The sequence below is a fragment of the Chitinophaga hostae genome, assembly GCF_018224885.1.
GTDB lineage: Bacteria > Bacteroidota > Bacteroidia > Chitinophagales > Chitinophagaceae > Chitinophaga > Chitinophaga hostae.
On sequence record NZ_JAGTXB010000025.1, the window covers coordinates 1 to 12,226 of the forward strand.

At 41.8% G+C, this 12,226-nt stretch carries 14 protein-coding genes; 8 read left to right on the forward strand and 6 right to left on the reverse strand.

Features of this window, described 5'->3' with window-relative positions:
- Positions 1-151: 151 nt before the first annotated feature.
- From KE626_RS30665 to KE626_RS35230, 3 genes are read left to right on the forward strand one after another with little or no spacing between them, the layout of a single operon-like run.
- Positions 152-376, forward strand: a complete 225-nt coding sequence (locus KE626_RS30665) for an Arm DNA-binding domain-containing protein (RefSeq protein ID WP_211976897.1) — start codon at positions 152-154, stop codon at positions 374-376.
- 54 nt (positions 377-430) lie between these two features.
- Positions 431-943, forward strand: coding sequence for a site-specific integrase (locus KE626_RS30670; protein ID WP_211976898.1), 513 nt, complete (start codon positions 431-433; stop codon positions 941-943).
- Positions 915-1,133, forward strand: coding sequence for a tyrosine-type recombinase/integrase (locus KE626_RS35230; RefSeq protein WP_211976899.1), 219 nt, complete (start codon positions 915-917; stop codon positions 1,131-1,133). Before KE626_RS30670 ends, KE626_RS35230 begins: the two co-directional genes overlap by 29 nt.
- Before the next feature lie 78 nt (positions 1,134-1,211).
- Here KE626_RS35230 and KE626_RS30680 read toward each other — a convergent pair whose 3' ends face one another.
- Positions 1,212-2,165, reverse strand: coding sequence for a DUF6562 domain-containing protein (locus tag KE626_RS30680; protein ID WP_211976900.1), 954 nt, complete (start codon positions 2,163-2,165; stop codon positions 1,212-1,214).
- Positions 2,166-2,730: 565 nt separating this feature from the next.
- Here KE626_RS30680 and KE626_RS30685 point away from each other — a divergent pair.
- Entirely contained in the window at positions 2,731-3,780 is a 1,050-nt protein-coding gene (locus KE626_RS30685; protein WP_211976901.1) for a lipase family protein, read from the forward strand.
- A gap of 265 nt (positions 3,781-4,045) precedes the next feature.
- On the opposite strand, the gene KE626_RS30690 is transcribed toward KE626_RS30685, so the two are convergent.
- Complete coding sequence (locus KE626_RS30690) at positions 4,046-4,378, reverse strand: hypothetical protein (protein WP_211976902.1); 333 nt, start codon at positions 4,376-4,378, stop codon at positions 4,046-4,048.
- Positions 4,379-4,770: 392 nt separating this feature from the next.
- A complete protein-coding gene (locus KE626_RS30695; protein WP_211976903.1) occupies positions 4,771-5,265 on the reverse strand; it encodes a DUF4345 domain-containing protein in 495 nt (164 codons plus the stop codon).
- Positions 5,266-5,587: 322 nt separating this feature from the next.
- Here KE626_RS30695 and KE626_RS30700 point away from each other — a divergent pair, with 322 nt between their 5' ends.
- Positions 5,588-7,009, forward strand: coding sequence for a serine hydrolase domain-containing protein (locus KE626_RS30700; protein WP_211976904.1), 1,422 nt, complete (start codon positions 5,588-5,590; stop codon positions 7,007-7,009).
- A 218-nt stretch (positions 7,010-7,227) separates the two neighbouring features.
- Here KE626_RS30700 and KE626_RS30705 read toward each other — a convergent pair whose 3' ends face one another.
- Both KE626_RS30705 and KE626_RS30710 read right to left on the reverse strand, forming a co-directional pair.
- The gene (locus tag KE626_RS30705) at positions 7,228-7,965 is read right to left on the reverse strand and encodes an SDR family oxidoreductase (RefSeq protein WP_211976905.1); all 738 of its coding nucleotides are present in this window, start codon (positions 7,963-7,965) and stop codon (positions 7,228-7,230) included.
- A 65-nt stretch (positions 7,966-8,030) separates the two neighbouring features.
- Positions 8,031-8,903 carry an AraC family transcriptional regulator gene (locus tag KE626_RS30710; RefSeq protein ID WP_211976906.1) on the reverse strand — a complete coding sequence of 291 codons (873 nt, stop codon included), beginning with the start codon at positions 8,901-8,903 and terminating at the stop codon, positions 8,031-8,033.
- Positions 8,904-9,174: 271 nt separating this feature from the next.
- Here KE626_RS30710 and KE626_RS30715 point away from each other — a divergent pair, with 271 nt between their 5' ends.
- Positions 9,175-9,552 (forward strand): cupin domain-containing protein, encoded by a 378-nt coding sequence (locus KE626_RS30715; protein WP_211976907.1) that lies wholly within the window; start codon positions 9,175-9,177, stop codon positions 9,550-9,552.
- Positions 9,553-9,664: 112 nt separating this feature from the next.
- Here KE626_RS30715 and KE626_RS30720 read toward each other — a convergent pair whose 3' ends face one another.
- Entirely contained in the window at positions 9,665-10,834 is a 1,170-nt protein-coding gene (locus KE626_RS30720; protein ID WP_211976908.1) for a retropepsin-like aspartic protease, read from the reverse strand.
- Positions 10,835-10,980: 146 nt separating this feature from the next.
- On the opposite strand from KE626_RS30720, the gene KE626_RS30725 reads away from it, so the two are divergent.
- Both KE626_RS30725 and KE626_RS30730 read left to right on the forward strand, forming a co-directional pair.
- Complete coding sequence (locus KE626_RS30725; protein ID WP_211976909.1) at positions 10,981-11,310, forward strand: ArsR/SmtB family transcription factor; 330 nt, start codon at positions 10,981-10,983, stop codon at positions 11,308-11,310.
- 55 nt (positions 11,311-11,365) lie between these two features.
- The gene (locus KE626_RS30730; RefSeq protein WP_211976910.1) at positions 11,366-12,205 is read left to right on the forward strand and encodes an arsenite methyltransferase; all 840 of its coding nucleotides are present in this window, start codon (positions 11,366-11,368) and stop codon (positions 12,203-12,205) included.
- Positions 12,206-12,226: the final 21 nt, after the last annotated feature.

The window sequence follows — 12,226 nt, forward strand, 5'->3', positions numbered from 1 at the left end:
AAAGTGAGCGTTGCGGTTAGCATCAGATTGATTAAATTGTGCTAACCGTCACTGGCTTTAAATGCTATACTGTATTGCGTTTGACCAATGTTAAGTGATGTCAGGATAAGTGCAATTGAAACAATTTTGGTTAACTAAAAACAAGTGGTGTATGACCAGTTTTTCTGTTCTTTTCTGGCTCAATAAGAGCCGTACTAAAAACAATAAGCCCGCTATCTATCTTCGCGTCAGCGTAGGCGGCAAACGTGCAGAACTTTCCACGTATCAGTATGTAACCCCGGCGTTATGGAATGCGGCCTCTCAACCTGTTAAAGGAAATTCCGAAGAAGTGAAAGCCATTAACCGGCAGCTAATAATCCTGAAAGCGGATCTATAAAAGCATTACAGCCTGTTAATTACAGTCACCGCTAGTTCTGTCAAAAATTCCTTTGTGGGAATTACTGAATACTCGCGTACATTATGTGAAGCGATAGACTTCCATAACCGCCGGTTTGCAGAGAAGGTAAAAGCCGGAATGAAGTCCGGGCGAACGCTGAAACGCTTTGAGATCACAAAAGAGAAAGTGGTAGCGTTTTTAAAATCGCATTTCCATGTATCAGATAAGCCGCTTTCCGAAATCAAGTTTTCTTTTGCCCCTGATTTTGAACACTTCCTCACCACCGCGCAGGGGATAGGGGCTAATACTGCTATGAAGTATGTGAAGATTTTAAAACAGATGCTCAAATTGGCTGTAGATCAAGGCTGGTTGGTCGTTAGCCCACTGAGCAGGTTTAAGTGCAGCTACGAAGAACCGCAGCGGGAACGGCTTACAAGGGACGAAATTATGGCTTTGTATAACAAAGAGCTGATTCCAAGACTGGAGGAGGTGAGAGATATTTATTTGTTCTGCTGTTTTACGGGCTATGCTTACACAGATGTACTGCATCTTACAACGGATAAATAAGCACTTAACCACGTATACCGCACGGCATACATTTGCAACTACAGTAACGCTGGAAAATGATGTGCCGATTGAAACGGTGAGCCAGATGTTAGGGCATAAATGTATCAGGACAACACAGGATTGGGTTCAAATACGATTGTACATTTGGAGGATATTGGAGCAATTTATCAAACGCACAAACAGGGAATAAGTTTACAATTGTAGATGTAAATCTTTCCCTGTTTTGCTTCAAAGCCTATAGTTCACCATATGGAAGAACTGCTGCAGTTTAATAAGATACGAAGACACTATCCTTTGCCCACGCCCCGTCCACGCCAACGCTGGTACCACTTCCGACAGGAGCAAAGAGTGTACCCGACAGGATGGTGTTTTTATTCTTTGTAACCTGAATATTAGAAATAACTTTTTGTGCGATGACTTTCCATTCTAATTCAGGTTCGGTAGCGCACTGCAAATCCAATTGAATCTTTTGTGTACCAGTATTTGTTATGTAAAAATCAAACTTATAGTTGTTAGTCCCCAGGACAGAATCAGGAAGCGTAGTAACAATTTTCGCCATCTCGAAAGTACTCCTGTCGTTTCCCCGAATCACAGCTCCGGAAAAATAGCTGAAGTAGGGAGGAAGCCCCTCCAATATTGACCCGTTGGTCTGTGGCTGATAGCTAAGATACTTTGCGTTATAAGGTATCTGATCTTTAATGATAACACTTACCTTAGATACAATCCTCTCTAGTACGACAGGCTGTGAAACCGGTCCGCTGATCGTTAATTCCATTCTCCGGTAGAACATATCACTGCCAGGGAGCCAGTTCACCATACCATCAATATCTGGTATGGAATAACCATTAAAGATGGAATCCGGAGATGCGGCAATGGCAATAACATAGTTGCCGGTAGGAAGTGTATCATTCAACTGACCAAATGTGTCATTTCCGGTGCCACTTTGATTAATTGTTTTGATAAGTTTCTGAGTCTGGGCATCAAATACCTTATAGGTTATAAAGTTGATATGATCTTTTAGTGTATCCGAAGGGGTCCTATCCAATGCTCCAGATGCTTTATTGTTGTTATTATCTGTAATTTCCTGGGAGAAGGTTGATACGTTAAATTGTAAAGAATATTTTTCATGATTATCAACCGGCGAATCTTTTTTGGCCTGATCTTTTTTACAGGCCGCAAAGAAAATGGTAATGGCTAATAAGCCTGGAATAATGTTTTTCATGAGGGGGAAATTTTAGATATTTGATTTTTGAGGTTAATATTTTATATTGGAAATCTTCCGATTAACAGAATATCAGGATGCCGATGCTTTTTCTTATCTTGAAGAAGGTCTGTACCCATGAAGTTACAGGGAAATGATTAGATTCCCTATTTTTATTGTTAGATTTTCTATCGGGAATAGTTTGTGCAAAGTTTCATTGGGGATAGGGATTGAATCAGATTTTCAAAGCCCAAATGGATTCAAGTTAGCACCATAAAGTTCACCTCCAATGTAAAACTAAGTACGCTGAAGTAATTAAAGCCTTGTAGAAGTTCATTTACCTGAGCGAGCAAATTTTCTGGACATTCAATTCCTTTCGATAAATTATTGGGCATTTTTTTAAAATTCCTTTTTTCAAATTCTCCATAGTCCAGGTATTTATATACTCCATGAGCTGAGACGCTGTATATATTTTGTAAATTTATTTATTATGTGAGGAATCCAGATAATTTTACTAAATTCGATCGCTCAATATAACCTTATAGACCTATAACCATTTTTTTTCACCCTCAAATCACCATGTACTATGGAACCCAAAACTTCCCAAACAACAGCCCAATCCAGTAATGGCGGGCAACAACCCGCAGATGCAAAAATTGCCGTACAGCTGTGCGCATTAACGCTTGATCTGAATATCGTCAATGATATCGGCAAGCTCATGCCTGGTTGGAAGATCGTCTGGAATGGCAAACCGACTATTGACGACAACTATGCATTTGTGGCGTACAATGCTTCCGAAAAAAAGTATGCGTTGGTTATCCGTGGATCGGCATTCGACGGCTTTACTAGCTGGGACACCTTCGCTAACTGGATACTGGAAGACCTGAATGCGATTGTAATGCTGCACTGGCCTTATGCCCCCACAACTTCAAAGCCACTTATTGCCGCAGGAGCTTATATCGCCTTCACGAACCTGCTCCTGATGGAAGATGCGCTGGGATCTGGTAAAAATGTTGGAGAGTACCTCCTGGCCCATGCGACCGGCGGAGACAACCGCCTGATCATTGCAGGGCATAGCCTTGGGGGTAATATAGCCAATGTATATGCCTCCTATTTTGTGCAAACGCTGATAAGCAGGAATATTTCCACTGCCAATATTTCGCTTTTCACCTTTGCGGCACCCGCTTCCGGAAACGCTGATTTTGCGCTGGACCTGGACAACAAACTGACTACTGCATGGCACTACGAGAACCAGAATGACATGGTTCCCAAGTTTCCTGTGTTTACCGGGCTCGTCTATACCAGCAATACGTTTGCACCTAAAACACCGGATGCGCACAAGATTACAGTTACGCTTAATCCCAAAACAATTACCCTCAACGGTCCGAACCTCACGTTGCATGACGCGTATATGGCTATAGCGGGTATATTCGCGAAGAATGGCTACGTACAGCCAATACAGAATAATTATATCATCTTTCCGACAAACCTGGACCCTAATCTTACCGAGAACAGTATCACAGACTGGCTTGGTCAGGTGGCCCCTCAGCATGGACTGGATTACTATGCGGCGTTCCTGGGTGTAAAGCTGCCGGTACCGGCAGCTAATGCCGTAGTAGCAACGGCGCTTGCCTAAGTACATCACAAGAAAATATCAAAATAGAAGGCTGTCTCAAGGTGTATCACTACCTTGAGCAGTCTTTTTATTTATTGCTAACATCGGTGAATAACTGGTTAACTTCTAACTATACCGCTTATACGGGTTATCGTAATATTGCATCGAATGAAAAAACGGTCACAGCTAAATATTGGCGAGGCATACTAGTGATATTATAAAGACAATTATTCTCAAATAACCATGAATAAGTTTAACTCTTCGGAGTCCCTGACGAATGATATCATTATGTTTTTGCCAAAAAATCAACTTCATCTTGTAGTGCCTGATCCCAGATAAATTCCATATTGAATTTACCATCAGGAGTTACTGTAAAAATCGCCCTGTTCCATTTATTGTTGCCGCCCTCGGTAGTAATTGAATGGAGATTAAGGACAGACTTGGCCAATGAAAAGCCTCCCGGCGCATTGAACCGTTCATTGTCATTCAGGTACCCTTTAAAATCCACACTAGTCCCTAATACCTCCAGGTGAAGCTGAGCTTTTCGCCAGGTATTCGTTTCAATGCTGTTAGAAACAGCTTGGACTAATTTTTCATAAATATCATCTACCGTTTCCATAATATTGTAATTATGATTAGCTAATAAATATTTTGTCACTTTTACATCACTACCTCTGTTGAGCCGTCACCGCGACCTGCGGTGTGCCATTCTAATATATAGAAAATGTTTCAATTTGAGATGCCAAAATATTTTTGGGGACGGTTTACCCAATTTACAGCCTTTATAAATCTTTAAATTTGCCCCAATACCTGGATTGAATATGATGGTATATATCATTAAAATAACGCAAATCATTTCTCCCTAACTTATCCCAACAATCAGTTGTAAAGGCCCCCTTTAGACTATGCTTAGGGGAGTTAGCTAAAAAAACAATTTTGCTAAAAGCATGAACATCATCGCGGCATCCGGAGAAATTTATAGTTGTATCCAACCGGGCCTTATCAATACACTTAATATAGTTTGATTTGTCCTCCTTTGTTAATCTTATCAGGTGCGCCTCCATTTCCACCATGGTCTACTCCGTCGCGGTACCCCTTGAAGGCAAATCCGCTTTTCCGCAGACGCAGCCACAGCAACGCGCCCAATGTAAAAAATACACTTTCAATGATCAGCCATTGTGTACCAAAAGCCCCCAGCGGTCCTTCTACCATCCAGGTAATTATCCTCGACAGCGCATACAAACCCCAAAGCCAACACAAGAAAATTACACCCTGTTGTATATCTTTAAACGCCCAACGCACCAGCATGATGGCGATGGTGAGCCCAACGCCGCCATATACCCCTCTGATAGAACTGAAAGCATCGCTGTTAGGCAACTTCACCTGTACAAGGTCCATAACCGCCTGGGGGCTGAAAAAGCCCATCATACTCACCATTAAAAAACTTCCCGCAGACAGGAACAGGTATATGCGGGATAATACATTGATAGTTCGGGAATGATTCATATTACTTTTTTTATAGCGCAAATTTGACAGTGTTGCACAAATAAAATCTTTGTGTGCGCCAAGATTTTTATGCAAATGATCACTTTATGATATAAACGAAGAAGGGAGATTTCCAAGAACTATCGATTTGAGCTAGTTTGTGAAGATCAGAAAGTAAAAGGTTCGATATTCGAGTGTACATTTAACTAATATTAAAACTTCTGATAATTAGCTTATTGAGTTCATGGCATAGCAATTGAAGGCTTAAGGCGTGAAAAGATTTTATAAGGAAATATCTGCAACGGTGTCGCGTTTCATGAGCTCCGAGAAATCATCTTCATTTATGAAAATAATACTTTCCCTATTATCCGGACTTTTCCTGCACAACAGCCTGCAGGCGCAGGCACAATATGTTATCCAGGATTCGCTCGTTGCCCGCTACAATCGGGATGACTTCAGCGGATTTTATGATCTCGGTTCCGCTTCCTGGAAATCAAAGGCCAACCCGGATGGTATTGCAGGCTGGCTAAATTATATGAGGTCGCAAACCGGACCGATTAGACACAATGCTTTAATGACAGACACTGGAAATACAAAATATTTTATGTGGGATGGCGCAAAAAAGGTAATGACTTTTAAATTGACCTTATCAGACACAGGTGGTTTTGACGGATTTGACTTTCAATCCTATCATTTACCGGTGTCCAAAGTGTATGCTGCACCTATCCCAAATGATAATCCACTGATAACGCAGTTGGATTCGGTTGTCCACTACAACACAATCGACTTTATGCTTACACAACATTTGGCAGGCCTGTCTGTCGGCGTAGTTAGTAACGGTCATAAACACTTTTATAATTACGGTACGGTAGAAAAAGGCAAAACGCAGCTACCTGCTTCACAGACCATATTTGAGCTGGCTTCGATCGCAAAAACATTTACCGGCATTTTACTGGCACAAGCGGTACTGGACCACAAAATTTCGTTGGACGATGATATCCGGAAATTTATGCCGGGCGACTTTCCCAACCTGCAATATCAGGGGGCTCCCTTAAAAATCGTTAACCTCGCTAACCATACTTCCGGTCTTCCGTTGGAGTTGCCTAACCTGGATACTTTCAAGAATGAATTTGATGTGTTGAAAATGTACGATCATTATACCAATAACAAATTTTTCGCTGATCTGCATTCCGTAAAGATCGATACGCTGCCCGGCGCCAGATATGCCTATTCCAATACAGGCATGAAGCTGCTCGGTATTATCCTGGAAAAGGCTTACGGCCTGTCCTACCAGCAATTGCTAAAAAAGTATATTACTGGTCCACTGGATATGCCGGCAACGCGAACAGCGCCGGCGATAAGTGATACAACAAGTTATACAAAAGGTTACAACGCTGATGGCATCACAATGCCGCATGGAAACTGGAACATGTTTGGCGGCGCCGGGGCGATCATTTCCGACAGTCGCGACATGGCGAATTATGTAAAAGCAAACATTGATGAGACGCTGCCTGCAATCCGGCTTTCCCATAAGCAGACTTTTACCGATGGTGATCTTACGCTGGGCCTGGGCTGGCAGATTTCCAGGGATACTATCAATGGCAGTCGCATATGGAAAAGTGGAGGCGCACTGGGCTTTCGTAGTTACTGCGTGGTTGTGCCAGATAAAAAGACCGGTATGATCTGGCTTTCCAACCGGTCAGACCTTGCAGACAATGAAATCGCGGAAATGGTCAACCGTATATTATCTGCCGCTATACAATAGTCTATATCCAGGTTGATCTTTGAGGATTATTGCAATGATTTTTATTCTCCCTTTAGTCGTCAGTTTTGTTGTGACTAAGATTCCTTTAAAAGCCGCAATGGCTTTTTATCCATTACGTAAGATTACCAGGCCTGCGCTTAACGCAGGCTTGGTAATCTTACGTCGGTGCAAATACCCTGTTAGCGGTTCGCTATTTTAGTTCTTATACTTCATCCGCGTTACCACGGGATTTCTCCTGTTTCAGGATTATTTTCCTCGCTGAAAAATTTTCCCGTTGGGCCATCATTGTCAATCAGCGCATATTTTACTACCCGTTTTCCTGCATCGTTGACAGTTCCCGGCCCACGATGGCCATTGAAATCCGTTTTTGTATATCCCGGGCAAACGGCATTTATTTTGAAGTTGGTATTTTTAAGTTCGTAAGCCAAAACAACGGTATACATATTCAGGGCCGATTTTGAAGAAAGATATACCGCACCTTTGTAGTCGTAGTATTTATAATTTGGATCGCTGTGTAGCGTAATTGAACCTTGGCTTGAACTTACATTTACAATACGGGGTGCTGACGACTTTTCCAATAAATCAATAAATGCCTGTGTAACCCGCACCACGCCATAAACATTAGCATCATAGGTTGCTTTAAACTGATCAATGGTTGAGTTAAGTGCCATTTGCGGATAACCACCATAGATACCCGCATTATTAATAAGTATGTCCAACACGTTTGTTTTTTTACCTATTTCTTTACGGGCTTTAATTACGGATTCGTCATCCGTAATGTCAAGCTGAATAACTTCTACATTGTTTAATCCGTTCGCTTTTAATTTATCAACGGCTTCAATACCATTTTCTATATTACGACTGCCGAGGTAAACATAAACCCCTTTTTGAGCCAGCTGCTGTGCAACTTCAAAGCCAATGCTTTTGTTAGCTCCTGTTACTAATGCAAATTTCATTTCTTGTATGAATTTTATGAAGCAAAAGTAGGGGGCTGAAAAATAGCGGGAATGGACAATTCATTTTATTTCCCCGACAAATCTTGCTTGGGCAAAAATTCACTTGCACTTTTTCCTGTACTTTTTTTGAAGAGCCTGGAGAAGTAATCAGGGTCATTAAAGCCCAGTTCATAGGCCAATTCTTTGATAGAAGTATTAGAATAGCGTAATTTTCTCTGGGCTTCCGCTATCAAACGGTTAATAAAATAGTCTTTTGGCGATGTGCCGGCATATTCTTTTACAATCCGGTACAGACTGTTTGTCGTTAAAGCTAATTTTTCCGCAATGGCGTTCATGGAAGGTTGCTCTGTAAGGTGCGTTTCCACGACTAATTTGAATTCGATAAACTTTGAAAGGTTGGCGTTTAAGATATTGGCGGGTTCTTTGTTTTTGAAATAGGCACTGTTTAATTCTGATAGCAATGTGTTCAGATAAGCTAATATTATTTCAGTGTCGGTCTCATATTTATCTGAGTAAAGTAGCTGGTTTAGAATTCCAAAAACCTTTATTACCCTTTCTTTTGCAGCATGGTCAAGAACGATGATTTGTGCGTTTAAGGGGTTGACCAAAAAGGGATACTGTTGGGGCAATAATGCCAAAGTATTTTCGTCAAACAGCAGCTTGAAATATTTAAGATCGTCTGTTTTGGCGGGTGGCGTAAAAAATTGATTGGGCATCGCAAAAAGCAGGTGCCCATCAGTAAGCGTAAAGTTTTGTGAGTCTATGTTATAGGTAATTGAACCGCTTTCAATTAATACAATAAAATAGGAAGATAACCTGCGCGGTTGCAGCAGTTTTTTTTGACTATCAACCGGAAGGTAAGGATTGTCGTTTGAGCGAATCTTTATTCCCAGCTCATCCCGCTGTGAGTCCTCATATTTCCCTTTTTGTTCCTGCATATTATCTTGCTAGAGATAGATCTGTTTAAATATTGTAATTGGTTATGCTATTTCAGCTAATTTACGTAAATCGAATATAAAAAGCTCGAATTTTGTACCATAGGGGTCACCAGGCTATGCTTAGCGTAGCCTTTTTTTGGGCGGCAGTTTACCATTTATCGATGGTCTTTCGCCAGATTTCCTTTACACCAGACCAGATAATAACCGGTGCTTCAGGCGTTGTGCGCCGGGGGCTAACTTTGTCAGAAATTCTTCACTTAAACCACTGGTTATGAAATCAATCTCTAAATGGATATTCCTGCCGGGAATAGTAGCCCTGTTATCGCTTTGCATGCCTCGCGCGGTACTGGCCCAGGATGTAACAAAAGTGGCTCCCGCTGGTTATCAGAAAGTATTGCTGGACAATGAACATGTTCGTGTACTAAAAGTAGAAATGAAACCAGGTATGGAAATACCCTGGCATAGTCACCCTAACCATGTGGTATATGCAGAAACTTCCGGGAAGGTGCAGCTCACCGAGAAAGATAAACCGGCCCAGGATCAGGATATCAAAGCCGGATCCGCCATCTATGTACCTGCTGTAACACATATGGCTAAAAATATTGGAAAAACCACCATTAGATTGATCATGGTCGAAATGAAAGATTAAGTTACTCCGCCTGATTACCCGACCCTACTCTTAATTACCGAACCCGATCCGGATGCCAGAATCGCATGCGGGAGATAAGGGTTTGCCGTTTCTTTTATCAAAGAGGTGTATATCATTCTTTGATCAGGCTGATTTTTTTCATGTTTCCCTGTGCATCTTTTATCGTGAGGGTGGTTGCTTGTTTATTCATAAACCAATCAGCCTTATCATTCATCCATGCGCAAAGGTCTATCATCTCGCAGGATTCGCCATCAATTGACATGATCTGATCACCTGTTTTAACGTCGTCTCTAAGTCTTCCCCATACCATACCAGCTACCAGTTTATTATCGGCTATGATTGGTCGCAATGGCAAGAGCTTTTCATTCAGATTAGTATTGTCAGTGGTGGGCTCAAAATAAAAGGAGTGGTGTATAAAATCGATGGTTACGATACCGTAGTCCAATAATTTTGAACCCACTCTTGTATTCCTGCTATTACCTGTTTCCGTTATCAGATTTGTAAAATTACATCCGGCGATACTGAGCGATGGCACTTTCATCCGGGATAAACTATCCGGCACGGCTAAACCTAAAATGCTCATATGATTAATGCCATAGCCGGTTGAGATCTTTTCGATGATGCCATCCTTTTCAAAACGTTTTGCATGTACTGCTGTCATCCTTAAAAAGTCTTTCGTACCTGTATCAAAGCCAACATTCAGCGTCTCTTTGTCTGAAAGCTGTATCGTGAATAATGGATAACTCTGTGGCTCCCCGGTTTTAAGCGTCGTTTGCATTTTCCTGTTAAGGGAAAGTTTTGTTTCATCGTCCGTTAAAATAATAATATGCTTAGCAGGTATAATCTGCACAATGCTTGTACGTAGTAAATTACTACCAATAACACCATCAATCTGCCAGCATTTGTAAATACTGCTGCCTGAAACCAAAGCAGGGATCCCTGTGAAAGAAAGGTTGTTCAGTTTAAGATTTGCGATAGAAACAATATTTAACCGGTCCTTGTTTCCTGTGGCATCCGTTATTTCAGTATGATTAATAATCTCAGGTTTTAACTCCTTAAATAGTTCATCCGTGATCTGCAAAGGAGCACCCGTATCGAAAAGGAATTTTCGTTTTATACCGTTAATCTCCGGAGTAACAAACATAACACCATTAATAAATTCATAGGGAATTTCTTCATAATAATTTTTACTGTTGGTGCCTCCTTTGTTAAAGGTAACACGCTGCGCATGACTTACAGTAGCAGATACTAACAAAAAGATAAGACTAAGCGTATATCTCATATATGCATTATTTCATCGGGAAAAAGCTTAATATAACTTATTTTAAGCAATCTTCCCTCATCGAGCCCTGTCGCTGCAGTTCAATAAAAATTTTTTGTTCGTTAGAAAATACATCGTAATATTGCGATAGCGAAACACTTAAACCAATGGGCGCCACAAAGACAGATCTATTCACCAAGCAGCAGAACGAAATAGCCGCCATGGCTAAAGCACTGGCGCATCCGGCCCGTATTGCCATACTGCAATACCTGGTTAAAAAGAATGCCTGTGTTTGTGGAGATTTAGTGGAAGAACTGGGCCTTGCCCAGGCCACCACTTCCCAGCACCTGAAAGAGCTGAAAATAGCCGGTATCATACAGGGTTCCATCGAAGGAGCCAGTGTATGCTATTGTATCAATCCTAAAGTTTGGAAGCAATACAAGGAACTGTTCAACACATTTTTTAAGGATGTAGACCTGCAGGCATCCTGCTGCTAATATTTTTTTGCCTGAATATATCGCAATATTGCAATAATACAATAATAATAACACCATGACTACCGAGGAACAAATGAAGGAACTGGTAAAACAGAAATATAGTGAGATCGCTTTACAGGACAGGGCTACCAACGAATCTTCCTGTTGCGGCTCCGGTTGTTGTTCTACTGAAGTATATAACATCATGAGCGATGATTATTCCCAGCTGGAGGGATACAATCCCGATGCTGATCTGGGTTTGGGATGTGGCTTACCAACGCAGTTTGCAAAAATTAAAAAAGGGGATACCGTCATCGATTTAGGTTCCGGCGCTGGTAACGACTGTTTCATCGCCAGACAGGAAACCGGGGAAGCAGGAAAAGTAATCGGCATCGACTTTACGCCTGCCATGATTGAAAAGGCCCGCGCCAATGCAGAGAAACTGAATTTCAATAATGTGGAATTCCGTCAGGGCGACATAGAGCAAATGCCTGTTACAGCCAACGTGGCGGATGTGGTGGTCAGCAATTGTGTGTTGAACCTGGTGCCCAACAAAAACGGCGTGATCAAAGAAATTTTCCGTGTGCTGAAACCCGGTGGTCACTTCAGTATCTCCGATATAGTATTGCAAGGCACTTTACCTGCCGGCATCCGGCAGGCGGCGGAAATGTATGCTGGTTGCGTGTCCGGCGCCGTACAAAAGAAGGAGTACCTGGACATGATCGAAAACAACGGCTTCAAAAACATTACCATCCAGAAAGAAAAGACCATCACCATTCCGGACGACATTCTTTCCAACTACCTGAATGGCGAAGAAATAGCCGCCTTCCGTTCCAGTGACACCGGCATCTATAGTGTTACGGTTTATGCGGAAAAACCGTTTGATGCTGCATGTTGTGCTCCGGGCTGCTGCTAACCGATCACCTGAAATCAAATG